The 18,298-nt window shown below is 44.9% G+C and carries 18 protein-coding genes; 16 read left to right on the plus strand and 2 right to left on the minus strand.

The genetic code is table 11. The annotated features are described in order from the left end of the window. Positions 1-306: 306 nt before the first annotated feature. From BR86_RS0110715 to BR86_RS0110730, 4 genes are all read left to right on the plus strand, one after another. Entirely contained in the window at positions 307-918 is a 612-nt protein-coding gene (locus tag BR86_RS0110715) for a class I SAM-dependent methyltransferase (protein ID WP_031473778.1), read from the plus strand. 264 nt (positions 919-1,182) lie between these two features. Further along, positions 1,183-1,557 (plus strand): MerR family transcriptional regulator, encoded by a 375-nt coding sequence (locus BR86_RS0110720; RefSeq protein ID WP_031473780.1) that lies wholly within the window; start codon positions 1,183-1,185, stop codon positions 1,555-1,557. 13 nt (positions 1,558-1,570) lie between these two features. Then, on the plus strand, positions 1,571-2,737 hold the full coding sequence (locus tag BR86_RS0110725) for an iron-containing alcohol dehydrogenase (protein ID WP_031473782.1): 1,167 nt from the start codon (positions 1,571-1,573) through the stop codon (positions 2,735-2,737). A 75-nt stretch (positions 2,738-2,812) separates the two neighbouring features. Continuing rightward, positions 2,813-3,325 carry a flavodoxin family protein gene (locus tag BR86_RS0110730; RefSeq protein WP_031473784.1) on the plus strand — a complete coding sequence of 171 codons (513 nt, stop codon included), beginning with the start codon at positions 2,813-2,815 and terminating at the stop codon, positions 3,323-3,325. Positions 3,326-3,550: 225 nt separating this feature from the next. On the opposite strand, the gene BR86_RS0110735 is transcribed toward BR86_RS0110730, so the two are convergent. After that, on the minus strand, positions 3,551-5,101 hold the full coding sequence (locus BR86_RS0110735) for an AbgT family transporter (RefSeq protein WP_051684747.1): 1,551 nt from the start codon (positions 5,099-5,101) through the stop codon (positions 3,551-3,553). 655 nt (positions 5,102-5,756) lie between these two features. Next, positions 5,757-6,836 carry a serine/threonine protein kinase gene (locus tag BR86_RS0110740; RefSeq protein WP_051684748.1) on the minus strand — a complete coding sequence of 360 codons (1,080 nt, stop codon included), beginning with the start codon at positions 6,834-6,836 and terminating at the stop codon, positions 5,757-5,759. Positions 6,837-6,898: 62 nt separating this feature from the next. Here BR86_RS0110740 and BR86_RS0110745 point away from each other — a divergent pair, with 62 nt between their 5' ends. From BR86_RS0110745 to BR86_RS0110805, 12 genes are all read left to right on the plus strand, one after another. After that, on the plus strand, positions 6,899-7,360 hold the full coding sequence (locus BR86_RS0110745; RefSeq protein WP_031473790.1) for a hypothetical protein: 462 nt from the start codon (positions 6,899-6,901) through the stop codon (positions 7,358-7,360). Positions 7,361-7,520: 160 nt separating this feature from the next. Next, positions 7,521-8,453: a hypothetical protein gene (locus tag BR86_RS0110750; protein ID WP_031473792.1), complete on the plus strand. Its 933-nt coding sequence runs from the start codon at positions 7,521-7,523 to the stop codon at positions 8,451-8,453. A gap of 40 nt (positions 8,454-8,493) precedes the next feature. Beyond that, positions 8,494-8,775: a hypothetical protein gene (locus tag BR86_RS0110755; protein ID WP_051684749.1), complete on the plus strand. Its 282-nt coding sequence runs from the start codon at positions 8,494-8,496 to the stop codon at positions 8,773-8,775. A 306-nt stretch (positions 8,776-9,081) separates the two neighbouring features. Beyond that, on the plus strand, positions 9,082-9,465 hold the full coding sequence (locus BR86_RS0110760; protein ID WP_031473796.1) for a VOC family protein: 384 nt from the start codon (positions 9,082-9,084) through the stop codon (positions 9,463-9,465). Between the two features lie 260 nt (positions 9,466-9,725). Further along, a complete protein-coding gene (gene sfsA, locus BR86_RS0110765; RefSeq protein ID WP_031473798.1) occupies positions 9,726-10,379 on the plus strand; it encodes a DNA/RNA nuclease SfsA in 654 nt (217 codons plus the stop codon). 90 nt (positions 10,380-10,469) lie between these two features. Next, positions 10,470-11,237 carry an AlkZ-related protein gene (locus tag BR86_RS0110770; protein ID WP_051684750.1) on the plus strand — a complete coding sequence of 256 codons (768 nt, stop codon included), beginning with the start codon at positions 10,470-10,472 and terminating at the stop codon, positions 11,235-11,237. Positions 11,238-11,473: 236 nt separating this feature from the next. Continuing rightward, positions 11,474-12,601 carry an exo-alpha-sialidase gene (locus tag BR86_RS0110775; protein ID WP_051684751.1) on the plus strand — a complete coding sequence of 376 codons (1,128 nt, stop codon included), beginning with the start codon at positions 11,474-11,476 and terminating at the stop codon, positions 12,599-12,601. Positions 12,602-12,614: 13 nt separating this feature from the next. Next, entirely contained in the window at positions 12,615-13,796 is a 1,182-nt protein-coding gene (locus BR86_RS0110780; RefSeq protein ID WP_161767317.1) for an MFS transporter, read from the plus strand. Between the two features lie 224 nt (positions 13,797-14,020). Beyond that, positions 14,021-14,563: a TRAP transporter small permease gene (locus BR86_RS0110785; RefSeq protein WP_161767319.1), complete on the plus strand. Its 543-nt coding sequence runs from the start codon at positions 14,021-14,023 to the stop codon at positions 14,561-14,563. Continuing rightward, entirely contained in the window at positions 14,556-15,851 is a 1,296-nt protein-coding gene (locus BR86_RS0110790) for a TRAP transporter large permease (RefSeq protein WP_031473808.1), read from the plus strand. The genes BR86_RS0110785 and BR86_RS0110790 overlap by 8 nt, the downstream gene beginning before the upstream one ends. A gap of 117 nt (positions 15,852-15,968) precedes the next feature. Continuing rightward, positions 15,969-17,141, plus strand: a complete 1,173-nt coding sequence (locus BR86_RS15270) for a TRAP transporter substrate-binding protein (protein WP_075034489.1) — start codon at positions 15,969-15,971, stop codon at positions 17,139-17,141. A gap of 184 nt (positions 17,142-17,325) precedes the next feature. Next, positions 17,326-18,246: a PfkB family carbohydrate kinase gene (locus BR86_RS0110805; RefSeq protein WP_051684752.1), complete on the plus strand. Its 921-nt coding sequence runs from the start codon at positions 17,326-17,328 to the stop codon at positions 18,244-18,246. The last annotated feature ends 52 nt before the right edge of the window (positions 18,247-18,298 follow it).

The raw sequence follows: 18,298 nt of genomic DNA on the forward strand, positions 1-18,298 counted from the left end.
CAGATTCAAGGTCTCCTCGCCGCATAGCGGCATCGTCGGTCGGATCGACGGGAAAAAGGTCCAATAAAAGGTTATCAAAGTGATGAGAAAGCGGCGTATAATAGAACCAGAAGTCAAATGAATACCTGATGGTAGAAAAAAAGTGCTATGCTGCGGAAGAAAAAAGAGGAATCGAAATGAGCTCATATTTCGGAATAGGGATTGTCGGTATAATGATACCGGAAGGACTACCAGCATTTTGAGCTTCCGACGGCAATCACTGAAAAATATGCGGAAGCTTATACGAAGGAATAGAGGTTTGATTTGATGTTTTGGAACAGGATTTCACCAATATATGATCTGTTTGAAAATCTGTATAACCGTAAAGTTTATACCGGAACCGGAAAGAAGGTCGCGGAACTGATCGACCCGTCAGACGAAGTTCTCGAATGCGCCTGCGGAACCGGTGCGATCAGCATTTATGCTGCGCAGAAGTGCAGAAAACTCATTGCGACAGACTTTGCCCCGGGGATGCTTCGACAGGCCGCAAAGAAATGCCGAAAATACCCCAATGTCACCTTCCGGAAAGCAGATATTACCCATATCAGGTGTCGGGATGGCCGGTTTGACAAGGCGGTTGCAGGCAATGTGATTCATCTGCTCCCGGAACCGGAGAAGGCCTTACAGGAACTGGTGCGTGTGGTGAAACCGGGAGGAAAGATCATTATCCCGACGTATATCAATTTGACGAAAGGTTCCGCAAGCGCTGCGGTAAAGTTCATTGCCCTGCTCGGTGCGGATTTCAGGAGGCAGTTTGACTTGAATTCCTACAAATGCTTCTTTGAAGAAATGGGATACACCGGAGCAGAGTATTATGTGGTGGAGGGGCGAATGCCCTGTGCCATTGCGGTTATTACGAAAACGATGCAGGCGACCTGATATTCCGGACAGGATTTCATCATGATACGAATCACGAAACCAACATGTTTACGGGACACCGAATCCTGAAACGGAATCCTGTCAATACACTGCTGATATTGATGCAGGACGGTAGGGCGGCATAAAAAAGGTATTGACTTAGAGCTGACTCCAAGGTGTATAGTGCAAATATCAGAGGCGTCAATGATCGTGAGAGATGCAGTAAAAACGCAGTGAAAAACAGAAATAAAAACAGCGAAAACACAGGATAGAGGGCCTAAAGTCATGACAATTAAAGAAGTATGCGAGAAATATCATCTTTCCCCGGATACGCTCAGATATTATGAACGCGTAGGGGTTATCCCGGAGGTTCATCGTACAGCGGCGGGTATCCGGAATTATCAGGAAGAGGATATCGGATGGGTTGAAAATGCGGTCTGTATGCGCGATGCGGGCGTTCCGGTGGAAATGCTGATCGAGTATGTAAGACTGTTTCAGCTTGGCGACGGAACCATTGAGGCAAGAGCGAATCTTTTAAAAGAGGCCAGAGAACGGATTCTGGATGCAAAGAAGAAATATGACACTGCTCTGGAAAAACTCAATTATAAGATCGGCCGTTACGAAATTGCACAGAAAACAGGCAAACTGACCTGGGAATAAGGAGGAATTCAATATGTTAGGTAATTTCAGCTATCGCAACGCAACAACATTATATTTTGGAGATGATTCCTTAAAATATCTCAATGAGGAACTTCCGAAATATGGAAAGAATGTTCAGCTGATTTACGGAGGCGGTTCTGTCAAGAAGAACGGTATCTATGACGCCGTCATTGAGATCCTTAAATCAAATGGCAAAAACGTTATTGAAGATGCCGGTGTAATGCCGAATCCGACGGTAGAAAAGCTTCGTGAAGGAGTGAAGCTTGCGAAGGAGAATCAGGTCGATCTTCTCCTGGCGCTTGGCGGCGGTTCATGCTGCGATTACGCGAAAGCAGTGTCGGTATCGGTCTGCTGCGACGAAGATCCATGGGAGAAGTATTTCATTCGTTTTGAGGAGCCGACCTGTGAAATCGTTCCGGTTGGATGCATCCTTACGATGGCGGGCACCGGTTCTGAAATGAATGCCGGATCGGTTATTACCAATCATGAGACGCATCAGAAAATCGGACATGTCTTTGGGGAAGCGGTCATGCCGAAGTTTTCCATCCTGAATCCGAAGTTTACCATGAGTCTTCCAAAGAGACAGATGGTAGCGGGCATCTATGACATTTTCAATCATATCTGTGAGCAGTATTTTTCGGGAGAAGATGACAACACCAGTGATTATATCGCAGAGGCGCTGATGAAGTCGGTTATTCATTCCTCTCTGATTGCCATCGAAAACCCGGAAGATTATGAGGCGAGATCCAATATCATGTGGACGGCGACATGGGCGCTGAACACGCTTATTTCCAGAGGAAAGAGAACCGACTGGATGGTGCATATGCTGGGACAGTCTGCGGGTGGATTCACGGATGCTACCCATGGCATGACACTCGCTGCGGTATCTTTACCGTATTACCGGTTCATTATGCCATACGGACTTCCGAAATTTAAGAGATTTGCAACAGAGGTTTGGGGCATTCAGGCAGACGGAAAGTCGGATGAAGAAGTTGCCATGGCGGGACTTTCGGCAATGGAAGACTGGATGAAAAAGATCGGGGTTGCCATGAGCCTTTCGGAACTTGGCGCCACAGAGGATATGATTGAAGGGATTGCAGACGGAACCTTTATCCTTGAAGGCGGATATAAGGTTTTAACCAGAGATGAAGTGGTAAAGATTCTCAGAGAGAGTCTGTAAAGATGAGTTTCATTATAATGTTCTGAAAAAATGTTCAGGAGCGTCAATACCTGTTTAGAGAGAAGGAGGCACCCTATGAAAATTGCGGTTTTTAACGGAAGCCCGAGGAAAGTCAATACCTTTGCACTGGTTGAGGCCTTTTGTGAGGGAGCGAAAGATGCCGGTCATGAAGTGGATGTGTATCATGTCGGCCAGATGAAAATTGCAGGCTGCCTTGGCTGTGAGTACTGTCATACAAAGGGGAACGGCGTCTGTATTCAGAAGGATGATCTCGAGAAGATCCTTCCGGCATACAAAGAAGCCGATATGATCGTATTTGCTTCTCCGATTTACTATTTCACGATGACGGCGCAGATGGAAGCTGCGATTCAGAGAGTTTACTGTATTGGAAAGCCTTTAAAGGCGAAGAAGGCAGCACTTCTTCTTTCCTCAGGATCGGAAGGAGTGTATGATGCAGCTATCGCTCAGTTTAAGGCTTACATGGGATATGCGGGAATCGAAGCTGCCGGAGTCATCACTGCGAATGGGGACGAGAACCAGTCCGAAGCAAAGCTGAAAGAAATCCGAGAGTTCGCGAAAGCACTTTGACACAAAGCTTCTGTGACACAGGGGCCTGCCGTTTTGCTGCGGCGGCCCTTGTTTTTTTGGGGGTCAATCATTTTTTCTATGTGATAGCTCGGCCGTTGACCCTGCGGCGTAGTATATCGACAGTTGCATAAAAAAGGATCTTCCTGAGGAAGAGCGAGTTTGTACCTGTGGACAGAGGATGCACATAAACTCACATCCTGATATTTATAGGCTCCATCCGAATCCTCATGTGTTCACCAAGGTCGTTACCCCCGGCCCGATGGGAAGACCCAAGGACATCCATACCACCAGGAAAATGACCCACATTACCAGAAGGATCATTCCGATCGGGAAGAGATTTGAGACAAACGTTCCTATCTTCAGCTTGGGATCAAACATATCCTGTGATGCCTTCAGCGTTACCCACAGGTATGGCATAACCGGAGTGAAGCAGTTGGTGGTTGAATCTCCGATCCTGTAAAAGAGCTGTGTCATGGCAGGGTGATACCTGCCGGCCAGCAGCATCATGGGAATGAAGACCGGCGCAAAGATCGACCATTTTGCAGAAGACGAAGTAATAAATATATTTATTAAGGCACTGAACAGAATGAAACTGACGATCATTCCGAAGCCGGTAAATCCACTGGCTTTAAGAGCATTTGCTCCATTGATGGCAAGAAGTTGATCTATGTTGGTCCATGAAAACAGTTTCTGGAACTGAGCGGTAAAAAAGCAAAAGACCAAATATCCGCTCATCCTGCCCATGACCTTGACCATAGCCCTGTATATGTCATCAAGCCCTTTAAATGTACCGGCCGAAAGTCCGTAAACAATACCCGGGACGCTGAAAAAGAAAACAAGGATAGTGATCAGATTCTTCAGAAGATAGGAACCTATAAAGGCTCTTGTATCGACATTTTCCTTTCCGACTACAATTCCGAGAGGACCCCATACTGTTGCGCAGACTACTATTATAAGAAATAGCAGAATGGAAATACCGGCCCGGGAAAGGGCTTTTCTTTCCTGCGGTGTAACCTCATCTTCCGTGTTGAGCAAAAGCCCCTGTGCAGGAACATATTCACCTAATCTTTTATTGATGAAGTGATTGCACATAAAGCCTATCAAAAAAGTACAGAAAATGGTGGATGCAGCCATGAAATACCAATTACATGTGACATCCACATTAAGAACTCCCTCTCCGAAAAAATCATCAACAACATTTTGAGAAATCCCCTGTAAAAGCGCATCTGTACCGGAAATCATAATGTTGGCGGAAAAACCCGACTGAGTGGCGACATAAGCGCATAAAACTCCTGCAACCGGATGAAGTCCCGCAGATAAGAAGAGAAGCCCCGCCAATGGCGGAATCACTATGGCTGAAGTATCGGAAGCAATATTGCCGAGGATACCTATGAAAGCCACAAGATAGGGAAGAAACCGTTGAGAGGTATGCTTCATTTTGGCATTCAGGAAAACCTTGATGAGTCCTGACTCCTCACAGAAACCTACGGCTACGGTCATCACAAGTACAAGGCCCAGAGGCGGGAAGGACGTAAAATTGGTGATCATATTTGCAAGAAACCAGTACAGGCCTTCTCTTGAAAAGAAATTTTTCACATGGACCTCCGCCATGTTGGCCGGATTGATGACCGTCACATTAAAAACGTTGAAAATCAGCGACAACACAGCAGTTATTATGAATAACCACATGAACAGGATCGCCGGCTGCGGCAGCTTGTCACAGAATTTCTCAATACGCAATAGTATGTTTTCAAGTTTTGATGATTTGGTTTTCAAATGTGAATCCTCTCTATGCATAAATTTGATCGTTGCTAATAGATCCTGTTGGAATTCTTAATACTTCTCCTGAGTATCTTAAATTCAACCTTTTTGCTCCCCCGTAAGAACCGGTACCATGCAGTATCACCATTCCCTTTCCGGGCTTTGTATTTTTTTCATACCGATGATCTCATAGCTTCCTTCCGGTGCATCGGTCTCGATATCCGTTATCTGAGGCTCTATCGGTTCGCCTATAAATAGAACTCTTTGCTGATACTGAATTTCTCGTTCTTTATAAGTTTATTCACAACACGATATTAATTGCTGCTCCTTTTTGAGGTTCATTTATGTATATTTTACCATATATCAGGGATTTGTGTTATACAAAAGCCAGCAGGTAAGTGAGACCTCGCTGGCTTCGCATAGGATGATGGGAAAAGAAGTATTGAATTTTGCAATATACTTTAAAAAGTTTAGGAGTCTTTTTTATTGAGTTTTGCCATCATATCTTACTCTTGAAGATCATGGATATGAGCCGGAAGGAGTATGTCAGGAATCAGCCATCACATAAAATTTGTGATTGAGCCTTTTTTTGGGGGAATTTCGGAGATATTTCCTATGAAAAAATGCCACCTCCGCGGTGGCAGCGAAGAGCGGCGATTCATGCTATATTTCAAGATGGAAAGAGTATCATTCTCATAAATATCAGCAGAACGAACGAAAGGACAGAGTAGATTCCGCAGAAGAGAAGAATTCCAAAAATCCGAAGATACGGATTTCGGTTTCGGCATGGCGGAAAGAACCTCTGTACACCGAGATAATTGTAACCAATAAAAATGTCACCGAGTGCAATCAGGAGAAATCCGATACGGATGAGCCACAGCGCGGCACCGAACGTATTCCTCACATCAAATGAGAGACAAAGAGCGAAGACGACCGCATATGTCGGGATCGCAATGGCCATTTTTCCCGGAGTCATGGTTCGGAAACCGGGCGGGAGAAAGGTCGTTACGGTGTTGGATTCCGGACGGAGATCCGCTTCTTTGTCCATCAGCTTCCGGAGCGCGTTTTGGAGGTCCCGGACGGAACGATAGCGTTTTTTCGGATCCATTTGGGTGCATTTGGAGATGACCGCATCAAAAGAAGAATCACGGTCTGAAAGGGAATTTACCATCTCACGGAGAACGATACCGATGGAATAAATGTCGGTTTGCGGAGAGGATTCTCCAAAACCGTACTGTTCCGGAGCGGCATACCCCTGTGTGCCCAAAAGAACGGTATCGGAAGAACGGTTTTGCTCCACCGAACGGTATTTCGCGGCGTTAAAGTCCAAAAGGAACACATTGTCATAACTCGTTATGATAATATTTGACGGTTTGATATCGCGATGGACCATGGGCGGCTTATGGGAATGGAGCTTCTCCAGAATTCCGCAGAGATCGGTGAGATAGCGGACGATGCTATGAGGGGAAAGACGGTGAGACTCGATCATTTCGCGAAGGGTTGTGCCGGAAACATACTCTTCAATGAGAATAAGGGTGCCGTCGTCCTCAAAATACTCGATGATCTCCGGAATGCCGGTAATATGGTGTTCCTTTAAATATTTGTATACATCAATGGAATAGACGTTCAGAGTTTTCTTTACATAGATCTTTCCGGTTTCCTGATGCCGGACCAGATCGATCTTGTGAGATTCATTGATTGCGGCGATGGTTTTGTAGTAGGAGACGGACAGACGCTGGTTCAGATCCACGGCTTTACCCATCCTTTCATTCGTTGATTCATAACGCTATTTTAACACGCAAGGAGGCATATATGCAGGAAAAAGATACCGGTGAACTGGAAAAGGTTCTGAAGAACACGCATTTTTCCGATTACCAGGCTTATGTGAGGGATAACAGTGACAGCATGCTGTCGGATGCAAATTCCTTTTATGTGATGATCAAGGACAGGATTGCGGCTAAAAAAATGACGCTCCAGCGTGTTTTTCTCAATGCGGATATTTCGGAGCGCTATGGATATAAGCTGCTCTCCGGGCAGAAGCACACCCAGCGAAGGGATGTCATTTTGAGGATCTGCTATGCGGCGGAACTGTCACTGCCCGAAACACAGCGAGCATTGAAAAAATATGAAATGCCGGAATTATACGCCAAGGATCCGAGGGACGCTCTTCTCATGATCGCGTTTAACGAACGCCCCGGAAGCATCATTGATGTCAACACTATGCTCAAAGAGAACGGATTTGAGCCTCTTCGGAACAGCGGAGCCCAAAACTGAACATCAGTTTCCCACCGCAGCGGGGGCAACAGAGAAACGGAAGACAGACTATAATACAGAAAAAGACGGAATGGCCAACGTTTTTTAGAAGACATGCGGAGGGCGCGGAAAAATACAGCTGTCCCATGGATTTAAGACGTCAAAGAGGAGGAAATGGTAATTGAAAAAGCGTAAGAAGTGGCTGATCCCGGTATTAGGTCTGGTTTTGGTGGGGGTGATTCTGGCAAACGGCGGATCGTCGAAAAAGAAATCTGTCGTGTCGTCAGACGGCAAAACGGAAACCGTAGACAGTACGGCTGCAAACCCGGAGGAGGGTTCGGATGCCGGCGAGAATACAAAAACGCCGGAGAAGGTTACGATTGAAGAACAGGTTCTGGTGGATCACGAAGGCGTCAAAATCACTGCCCTGGGATATGAAACAGACGAGATCTGGGGTGATGGTGTAAAACTTCTGATTGAGAATCATTCGGATAAAAAGATCATGGTGGGGTGCTCAGCACTGATCGTGAATGACTGCATGATCTCGGACCTGTTTGCATGCGAAGTCGCGCCGGGAAAGAAGGCGAATGAAACCATGCATCTTTCCAGCAAGGAACTGAAGGCTGCAGGAATCGATACCGTCGGGCAGATCGAAATCTATTTCCATATCTATGAGTCGGATAACATTTCCAACCGATATAATCCGGATTGTGTGACGATCAAAACGTCGGCATATGATCAGATGGATACCACGATCGATGCGGCGGGCACAGAACTCTACAATGAAAATGGCATCCGGATCGTCGGTAAGACCGTGGATGAGAACAGCTTCTGGGGGAAATCCATTCTGGTATACTGTGAGAACACATCCGGCAAGAATGTGACCATTCATGTAGATGATCTCTCCATCAACGGCTTTATGATGAAACCGTATTTTTCGACTACGGTATATAACGGAAAAAAATCGCTCGATGACATCACACTCATGAAGTCCGATCTGGAAAAGAACAATATCACGGAGATTCAGGATGTTGAGCTGAAGTTCCGCATTACCGACGCGGATTCTTACAAGACCATTGCCGAGTCAAAACCAATTACGTTTCAGGCACAGTGATTTGTATAAAAACAGATCTGTAAGATGAGAGACGAAAAGTTTGTCCGGTGCCGCCGGTTTTGTTGTGGCATTTCTGATGCTGTCCGGAGGTATCGTATCGATTGCGACCAGAAATTCCAAAGGGAAAGGCGCAGCAATCTCGCTGATTGTGATTTTTGGGGTTGCAGCTCTGATGGGATTCCTGTGTCATGGAAAGTTTTCGGACCTTGCAATCTGGTCCGGATGGTGTCTGATCAATGCCATTTTCGCGGTGATGGATCTTTCCGGAAACAAGAAGAGAATTCAGAAAGAGTCAGCGGAAAAGAATACAACAAATGAATAGGGCAAATGAATAAGAGAAGGATGAATGCGAGTCTGTACGTAATAGAGTTTGGGACAGGCAGCAAAACTCCACGGAAAACGGGGACGGGGTCTGATGATCTCGTCCCCGTTGACTTTCGTGTGAGCATCCTCGTTTGGGAGTGAGCATACATCACGTCCATCACTATGGAAAGAGGATAGTATATAGTCTGGAAATTGCGGCGCAGGTATCGCGGTGAAGTAAAAGAGGGGGTATAATGGAAAAAGGAATCTGAGCCTGGAGGACACAATCTGCTGCTTGGGGATTGACCGAGGAGGAAATGACGCAATGAGAATTGAACATATCGCGATGTATGTGGCAGATCTGGAGGCTGCAAAGGATTTTTTTACAAATTATCTTGGCGGCACGCCCAATGATGGATATCATAATCCAAATACGAATTTTCGATCCTACTTTATTTCGTTTGATGACGGTGCACGACTTGAGCTTATGAATAAAAATGATATCGATGAGATGGAAAAATCGCTTAATCGCACAGGTTACATTCATATTGCTTTTTCGGTCGGCAGTAAAGAACGGGTGGATGAATTAACCGCGCGGTTTAGGGCGGACGGATACGAAGTTGTAAGCGGTCCGCGTACCACGGGTGACGGGTACTACGAGAGCTGTATAGTAGGGATTGAGGGAAATCAGATAGAGATTACGGTATAGTGAGGAAGTTCAACCCGAAAAATGGACATTTCAGATTCTGGCCGGAGTTGCAACCGGCGCGTCGCAGCTGTGTTCCCGTTGTTGTGAGCACACAGCTGGGGACAGAAGGTGGTCCGATGCTACGATTCTTACATAGCTCTTCAGTCTCCGGATAACGGAGAGGTGTGACCATCTGCAATATTGTGATTTGAGCGATGGATAAGCGAAACAAAAAAAATGAGATGTCTTGAGAAAACAAATGATCACCACAGGAGACGGTATTGATTTACGACAATGTCACGAAAGCAGTATTTGTAGAGCGTCCCAACCGATTTATTGCAGAGGTGGAAATAAACGAGCATAGGGAAACGGTGCACGTTAAGAACACGGGACGCTGCAGGGAACTTTTGATTCCCGGATGTGAGGTATGGCTGACGGCTCCCGGAACGCCCGGGCGAAAAACAAAATATGACCTGATAGCGGTTCGAAAAGACACCGGGATTCTGTTCAACATAGACAGTCAGGCTCCGAACAAGCTAGTGAAAGAGTGGCTGCTATCGCAGGATTATGATAGGGTTGTGCCGGAGTATACATATGGGGATTCCCGCATCGATTTCTACATGGAGCGTAGGGATGAAAAGTATCTGATGGAAGTGAAAGGATGCACGCTGGAAAGAGATGGCATCGGCTTCTTTCCGGATGCGCCGACAGAGCGCGGGGTAAAACATATCCGTGAACTGATAAAGGCCCGGGAAGACGGATATCATTCGATCCTTGCTTTCGTAATCCAGATGGATGGGGTTTCCGAGGTGAGAGCAAATGTCAATACCCATCCGGAGTTTGGAGAGGCACTGGAAGAAGCAAAAAAAGCAGGCGTAGAGATCTGGTTTTTCAAATGCCACGTGGAACCGGATTCTCTTACCGCTGTGTTATGAAGAATGACATAGATCTGCGGTTTTTTGTACACCATGTACACCAGAATGGTATTATTATGCTGCGTCCGCGGATTCTAAGCGAGGAAATATATGGAAAATGAGAACGGCAAATGGATCATGCATGGCGTAAAATGGGACGATCCCCAATGCCTGCATATGGTTCAGGATGCAATAAACTACATAAACGAGATCGGCTTTCTGCCGCTTTTTAAAAATGATATTCCGGGTTTTTCGCTGGAAGAGCAGACGGTTCCGGAATACTGGTGGAGCGGAGATCCGGAAGTGGATCCGTGGGAATGGCGTGAACAGATCGCAAAAAGCGGCGAGGTCGCCTACGGAAAGTTCTTTGAGAAGAAGGCGGGATTTATCTCAAAGGAATGGCTGCCGTATTTTGCAAACTTCCGGCGGAACGGCTATGACTTTGATGCGCTCTGGGATGATGAGAAGGCTTCCCGAAAGCAAAAGAAAATCATGGATCTCTTCGAGAATGAGGATGAAATCTATTCTAATGAAATAAAAGCCCGGGCAGGCTTCGGAAAAGACGGGGAAAAAGGCTTTGAAGGGACACTGACAGACCTTCAGATGAGAACCTACCTGATTGTCCGAGAATTCCGCCAAAGAGTGAACCGGAAAGGCGGGTTCTATGGCTGGCCCATCGCCATATATGCAAAGCCGGAGTCTGTTTGGGGGTATGATCATGTGACCTCCAGATACTGTGAGGAACCGGCAGAATCCGGAAAAGCAATCTTGCAGCATATTATAGAGCTTTATCCGGATGCCGATGAGCGATTGACTCGAAAACTGATTGGCGGTTGTAGTGCGGCAGTCAAACCGGTACTGAAAAAGAAGTACTGTTGAGGTACACCGGAAGGATGCCCCTGTAAAAAGGTCATAGAAAGTGGAAATCCATATACCATATCGTTCGTATTCTGAAGGGGCTGGGGCACTAACTTTAGTTAGTGCCCCAGCCCCTTTTATCTGGATAGTATAATTGGGATCTTGAAATTTAGTAATAGAAAAATATAATACTTATTAAGACGTTATATAATGATACACAGATGAGCTGGAAGTTTTTACAGCTTTGGAGGTGCATTATGGGAGAGTTAAGAGAGAAAAATAATATTACGGAAATGATCACGAAACCAAAGGATGTATTAAATAAAAATGCCGTTCGGATAATCACAACTTGTCACGAAGGTGGATACGATATGTACCGTGTACCAGGTATTATTACAGCTTCAAACGGTGATATTTTGCTGTATTTTGAGGGCCGACAGAGGGATGAGAAAAGAAGATCATTACTAATGGTTCGAAGTAAAGATAACGGAAAAAACTGGTCGGACATACAAATACTTAAAGCGGATAGCGGAATCCATATGTTGCATAATCCGCTTATGCTTTGCGATCAAATCGGAAGAGTTTTCCTGTTTTGGAACGTGGATTATCGGCGTTTGTTTTATCAGATTTCCGGTGATAGTGGATATTCCTGGGGAGAACCATGTGAGATCACAGATGTGATTCTTGACTGGAGGAGGGATGGTTGGAATGTGAGACAGTTCGCGGTTTCTTGTGGACACGGAATCAGCACGAAAAATGGAGAATTGATCGTTCCACTTTGGATGAGTTCTTCTGAGACAGCACATTCACCAGCAGTATTTGCGACGATAAGCAGTCAGGACGGAGGGAGGAGCTGGTCGAGAAGTAATATTGTTGGATCTGAAAATGGAGTTGAGAATCCAACAGAGGGATCGATCGTGGAATGTGAAGACGGGAGACTGTTGGCGACACTACGACACGGAAGTCAAAAGGACAGAAAAAGAGCATTTGTACAGGGCAGGATAAACCGCTGGGGGATACCATATTTGAACGAGGCGCTGCCCGACCCAATTTGTGCAGGTAGTCTTTTGCGTATGAAGGATGGAAGTCTTCTGTTTTCTAACTGTGCATTTGAGGATATTGCGTGTTTAGAGGCAAGGAGAAGAGGAATAGATTTAAGCTGGAGTAAAGATGCTCGGCAAAATCTCCGGATTCGCCGAGGTGGAAGAAATCCAGGAGAATGGAATGAGGGATTGTTTATTACGAAAGAGGCCGGGTATTCTGATTTGGGCCAGAGTACCGATGGAAAGACGGTGTACTGCTTTTTTGAACAAGGATGGATAGAAGGAAACTGTATTTTGAATAAACACCTTGTATTCCTTTCAATTCCAGCCTCGATTATATGATAGGAGAGTTGCAGTGTTTTACAGCGTATATTTTATCTATTATGGAGCCTATGCATTGTTCTCCAGTTACATTGTTTCCTATTTGACTACTTGTGGACTTAGCGCAACAGTATGTGGGATCGTAACAAGCTTCATGCTTCTTACCAATATCATTATGCAGCCGGTTTCCGGTTTCCTGACGGATTCCTTTCTGACGGTTAAGAGATATCTGATTTTCGCCAGCGGTTTCTTGGTGATATGGTACGCTTTTATTCATATAGTCCGGTCGAAGATAATCCTTTGCGTGATCATGATCGTGGTATCAGCAGGATTTTCATATCCGTTTATTCAGTTGATGGACGCATGGGTTACAGATGCTGCCGAGCAGATAAATTCCGGAATCGTGTACAGTAAAATTCGTGCTATCGGTTCTATTGGATTTGCCATCATATCGTGGGTTGCGGGATACTATTTTGAGAATAATGGATATGAGTTCTATTTTTTGATTCAGGCAGCACTGTTTATTCTTATAATCCCTTTTTTGAAATGCCTTCCGGAAATAGTGCCCGGAAACAAAAAAAACACATCAGAAAAAATAGTCCAGTCCCAGTTGACCATGCAGGAGTCCTTCAAAATCCTGTTTCGTAATGTGCGATTCAAACTTTGTACCATTCTGTTCATTTTGTATTGGATGAGTCATCGACCGATCGGAAGTTTTCTGGCATTGTTTTGCCGACAGTATGACAATGGAGACATTCTATTTGGTCATGTATGTGCAAGCGGGGCGATAGGAGAATTTTTGATGTTGTTTTGCGCAGAGAGAATACGGCAGATGACGTCTCTTCGAACTGAGTGTACTTTGGCGTTACTTTTAAATCTTTTTCGACCTGTTATGATAATGGTTTTTCCTTCCGAGGGGAGTCTTTATTTCGGGCAGATTCTTCAGTCCTTCAGTTTTGCAATGTACTTTGATGTTTCGGTTGAACTGTTTTCATTATATGCGGATAAGCGATTACACAATTTTACTGTTTCCATGGGGTTAATGGTATCAAATGTAATCGGGACGCTTAGCGCAAATATATTGGGAGGAAAGTTGTACGATCTCTTCGGTGTCAAAGGAAATCTATGGTTGAGCTTTGTGGGATCCATCCTTCTTATCATCTTATATTTTCTTGTCTATTCTCATTTATTCATGATCAAAAAAACAGAAGGATGATATTAAGAACAGCGTGATTAAGACAAAGAAAGTGCACTTGTTGCACAAATTTTCAGATAAATATTCATCATAATATACAAATCGCTGTCAAGATGCAGGAAAGTGTTGATTTCATAGAAAAGGAAGATTATCATTCAGTATATAATGATATATGACGATATATAAGTTATGATGAAGATAAGGAGGGATTAAGACATGAGAATATTTTTCTCATGAGCGAACGTATGAAAAAAATACTGATAAAAACAGGCGACATACTGGAAAAGTTTAATCATGGCTTGGAATTGCTCACAGGTTTTCTGCTATTTGCATTTATGACGCTCCTGTGTTTTCAGGTAATGATGCGGTATGTTTTTTCAAACCCGATCTACGGGATTGATGAGTTGGTTGTTGCCCTCATGATTTGGAGTTGTTGTCTTTCTTGGGCCACGGTGTATTGGCAGAACGGCCACGCAATTCTGGAATTCATTGTAAAGAATCTTCCGCAGTCGGTGAGGACAGTAATATTCAATGGCATAAACGTGATTGTTATGATTCTTCATATTACGTTTATTCCGGGAAGCATGAAGCTTTTTGAATTGCAGAAGAAACAGGCACCGGTAGGAGGGCTTTTTTTTAGCAAAGCATATTACTACGCCCTTCCGGTTCTTGTTATGGCTGTGATTCTATCGGTTTACACGGCATATAAACTAATTGCGTATCCGGTCATTAAGTCGGACCTGATCGTGGCACCACTACCAAGTGAGGAGGGAAACGCAATTGATTAGTCTTGATATGTGGTTGTTCCTTTATTTCGGAACATTTGTTGTTCTTATTCTTCTCCAGATGCCTATCACCTATGCGATGTGTGTGTCAGCGCTGGAATTTCTGATTGTCAATCATCAGCAGTTTGTCATGTTTGCGCAGAAGACGGCTGCATCTTTTTCAGACTTTAATATGTTGGCTCTTCCATCGTTCCTGTTCGTGGGATGTTTTATGAATGAGGTTGGGTTAACCGATCAGCTGTTTAATATGTGTGAGAAGTGGCTTGGACATTTATCAGGAGGCCTTGCACACGCAAATATTCTGGCGTCCATGATTTTTGCGGGAATGTCAGGATCTGCACTCGCCGATGCAGGAGGACTAGGAACCATCGAGGTAAAAACCATGAGCGATGCCGGTTATGACAAGGATTTTTCCATTGCCGTTACGGCAGCATCTTCAGGAATCGGACCAATCATTCCTCCGTCCATTAACTTTGTTGTATGGGCTTTTTTGTCGGGATGCTCGACACTTGCCATGTTTGATGCCGGATATTTGCCTGGTATTTTGATGGGTGTCTCTATGATGGTGTGGAGCACAATTTCCATAAAAACACAGGGGATTCAGTGTCCAAGAACCAGAAAGTTCACCTTGAAAGAGAGAGCAGAGGCTACGTTTCAGGCGCTTCCGGCACTTGGTGGACCCGCCATTTTGATTTTTGGCGTATCTTCCGGCGCGTTTACTCCAGCAGAGTGCGGAACCGTTGCTGCAATGTATTGTGTCATTTGTGCGGTGGTTCTGAAAAAATTCAATCGTAAAATGTTCTTCCGGGCTCTTCGGAATACTGTTTCCAGTGTTGGAATGTCAATGTCTCTTTGCGCAGCCGGGTTGATTTTTGATTGGGTTATTGTCACATCCGGACTGGTTACGGTTATGTCCAATGCGATTTTGGCTCTTGGAAATAAGGTAATCATTATTCTGTTTCTTAATGTGATCTTGTTGTTCCTTGGCTGTTTCATTGGGTCCATGCAGATTCTGATCATGGTGGCGCCGCTTCTGATGAATATCGCAAATGCAATTGGTATGAGTTACATTACCATGGGTGTTATGGCGGTCCTTAACGTTACGATCGGACTGATTACGCCACCGATGGCTCCGGCGTTATTTGTAACCTGTAAGGCTACAGGCGGAAAGTTCGACACAGCATTAAAATATACAGTTCAGTTTCTGATACCGATGGTGGTAACCCTTCTTTTGGTTGCATTTGTTCCGGAGATTACGATGTTCATTCCGAGACTTCTCGGTGCGGTGTGACAAGGTGCAGTAAAAATGATGTGGTTCGTTATTATGCAACAGCAGATGAACCGAAAAAATTGAACGTAATGTAGAGATGTTATATAAACATCAAACTTTTAAAGGAGGTTTAAATTTATGAAAAAGGCAGTAAGTCTGGTTTTAGCCGGGACCATGGTAGCCGGAATGTGCGCATGCAGCGGAGCACAAACACAGTCAGCCACGAATGCGCCGTCATCGACAGCAGCGGTGACAGAGGCTACAACCGAAGCCGCTGGATCAGCGGAAACTTCGGCAACAGAAAGTGTCAGCATGGATTTGGATGAAGCATCAGCGAAAAAAGCTGCAGAATCCATCGATTATTCCAAAGCAACGGTTGTGAAATTTGGAAATGCCGGAGCGGTCGGCGAACCAGCATATGCAGCATGCGATTATTTCTGCAATCTGATCAACGCGAACAGTGGCGGAAAATACAGATTTGATTTTTATCCGGCAGAGCAGCTCGGTAACGAGGCAACCATGATGGAGAACCTTCAGACCGGACTTCAGGAAGGCATGATGAGTTCATTGGATTCTCTTGCATCGTATTCTACAGATCTGAACATTCTTTCTATGGCGTTTGCATTTGGCTCATCGGAACAGATGATGAATTTTCTTGGTTCAGACGACGCGAAAACGCTTTGGGGCGATTTGGATGACAATGGATTCCATGTTGTAGCGTATGGATACAAAAAGAACCCAAGAGGATTCTTTGGAAAGAAGCCGTTAAAAACTCCGGCAGATATGAAGGGGATGAAATATCGTATTCCGCAGCTTCCGATTTTTGAGAAGAATGCGCAGGCGATGGGGGCAACGCCGGTTGTTGTTTCCTGGTCGGAATATGCATATGCACTGAAACAGGGAACGGTAGATGGTGGCGAATGCTCGAAAGACGCATATCGGTCTGCAGGTCTTTATGAATCTGCACCGTTTTTCTCAGAGGTGGATTACGCATATCCGGTAGAGTGCATTTATTTTGCAAATGACTGGTGGAATGCGCTTCCGAAAGAAGAACAGGAGATCATTACTGTGGCAGCAAAAAAGAGTCAGGATGTTTATAACAACCAGATCAAAGCTACATGGGAAGCAGATCGTAAGTGGCTGGAAACAGAAGGAAATGCTACTTTTGTGGACATTGATAAAGATGCATTTATGGCGGCTGCAGCGGACCTTGGATCCCAGCTTCAGGCAGAGGGATTCTTTAAGACACCGGATCTTTATGATCGTGTAGTAAAACTTAACGAAGAATACGAAAAGACACACAAGAATTGATGATTTGAGTGGTTAAATATCATGGCGTGTGTCGGAGAGTGAAAAGAAAATGCAGTGAGCCGAATTAGCTTTTCTGCATACTTTCATGATCAACCAAGAGCCATGTGAACGCTGTTAATATAGCATGACACATGGCTCTTTTATCAAGTACACAAACTAGAGGCATGATACAAGGAGAGAACTCATGGTTAAGGTGATCGGAATTGGAGATAACGTCTGTGATATTTATATTCACACCGGAATAATGTATCCGGGAGGTCAGGCCTTTAATTATGCTGCATATGCAAGAATGCTTGGGGCAGAAAGTGCGTTTATTGGCGCGCATGGGGATGATCCCGTTGGGCAACGTGTGATAGAGATTTTGGATCAGCGCGGTATTGATCGAAGCCATACAAGAATATATCCGGGCGAGGAGAATGGCTTTGCGTGCGTAAAACTGGAAGACGGGGATCGGGTTTTTTGCGGAAGTAACAGGGGAGGAGTACTTCAAAAACATCCGATCATTCTTCAGGAAAATGATCTTCAGTATATTTCTGGATTTGAGGCGGTTCATATGTCCAATAATGGATTTACCGATTTGGAACTGCCGAAATTGAAGGGGTTAGGTCCGTGGATTAGCTATGATTTTTCTTATCGATGGACGGAAGAGGAACGGGTGAACCGTGTATGCCCATACGTTGACGTAGCATTTGCATCATGCAGTGATCTGTCAGAAGAAGAGATATGGAATCTGTGTGAACACATGCATGAAAAAGGGTGTGACATTGTTGTTGCTACGCGGGGAAGCGATGGGGCATTTGCCAGCGATGGAGAAAACCATTTTCGACAGCTGCCGCACTTGGTTCAGGCGATTGACACCATGGGTGCGGGAGATAGTTTTGCGTCGGCGTTTATGGTCGCAGTAGCAGAGAATGTGACACAAATGGGAAAAGATGTATGGAAAAAAAAGGATGATCGAAAGGCCATTATCCGGAATGGTCTAGAGAGAGCTGCAGAGTTTTCGTCGAAGATATGTTTGATTTCTGGAGGATCCGGAGACGGGATCAGAGTTCCGGAAGAAATGTATAACAGAATACAGGAAATTACAAAGACTGTGTCACGTTAAGAGAGGGAACGGATAGGGTAAAATCACAGGGATTGCACTTGACATAAGAAAA

This window comes from [Clostridium] aminophilum DSM 10710, from assembly GCF_000711825.1.
In the GTDB taxonomy this organism is placed as follows: Bacteria; Bacillota; Clostridia; order Lachnospirales; family Lachnospiraceae; genus Clostridium_R; species Clostridium_R aminophilum.

What these genes read in the sequence shown, in the direction of transcription:
- BR86_RS0110805 (WP_051684752.1), top strand. Translation starts at nt 17,326, where the DNA reads ATGGTTAAGGTGATCGGAATTGGAGATAACGTCTGTGATATTTATATT.
- BR86_RS0110715 (WP_031473778.1), top strand. Translation starts at nt 307, where the DNA reads ATGTTTTGGAACAGGATTTCACCAATATATGATCTGTTTGAAAATCTG.
- BR86_RS0110770 (WP_051684750.1), top strand. Translation starts at nt 10,470, where the DNA reads ATGGAAAATGAGAACGGCAAATGGATCATGCATGGCGTAAAATGGGAC.
- BR86_RS0110760 (WP_031473796.1), top strand. Translation starts at nt 9,082, where the DNA reads ATGAGAATTGAACATATCGCGATGTATGTGGCAGATCTGGAGGCTGCA.
- BR86_RS0110720 (WP_031473780.1), top strand. Translation starts at nt 1,183, where the DNA reads ATGACAATTAAAGAAGTATGCGAGAAATATCATCTTTCCCCGGATACG.
- BR86_RS0110730 (WP_031473784.1), top strand. Translation starts at nt 2,813, where the DNA reads ATGAAAATTGCGGTTTTTAACGGAAGCCCGAGGAAAGTCAATACCTTT.
- BR86_RS0110745 (WP_031473790.1), top strand. Translation starts at nt 6,899, where the DNA reads ATGCAGGAAAAAGATACCGGTGAACTGGAAAAGGTTCTGAAGAACACG.
- BR86_RS0110785 (WP_161767319.1), top strand. Translation starts at nt 14,021, where the DNA reads ATGAAAAAAATACTGATAAAAACAGGCGACATACTGGAAAAGTTTAAT.
- BR86_RS0110775 (WP_051684751.1), top strand. Translation starts at nt 11,474, where the DNA reads ATGGGAGAGTTAAGAGAGAAAAATAATATTACGGAAATGATCACGAAA.
- BR86_RS15270 (WP_075034489.1), top strand. Translation starts at nt 15,969, where the DNA reads ATGAAAAAGGCAGTAAGTCTGGTTTTAGCCGGGACCATGGTAGCCGGA.
- BR86_RS0110725 (WP_031473782.1), top strand. Translation starts at nt 1,571, where the DNA reads ATGTTAGGTAATTTCAGCTATCGCAACGCAACAACATTATATTTTGGA.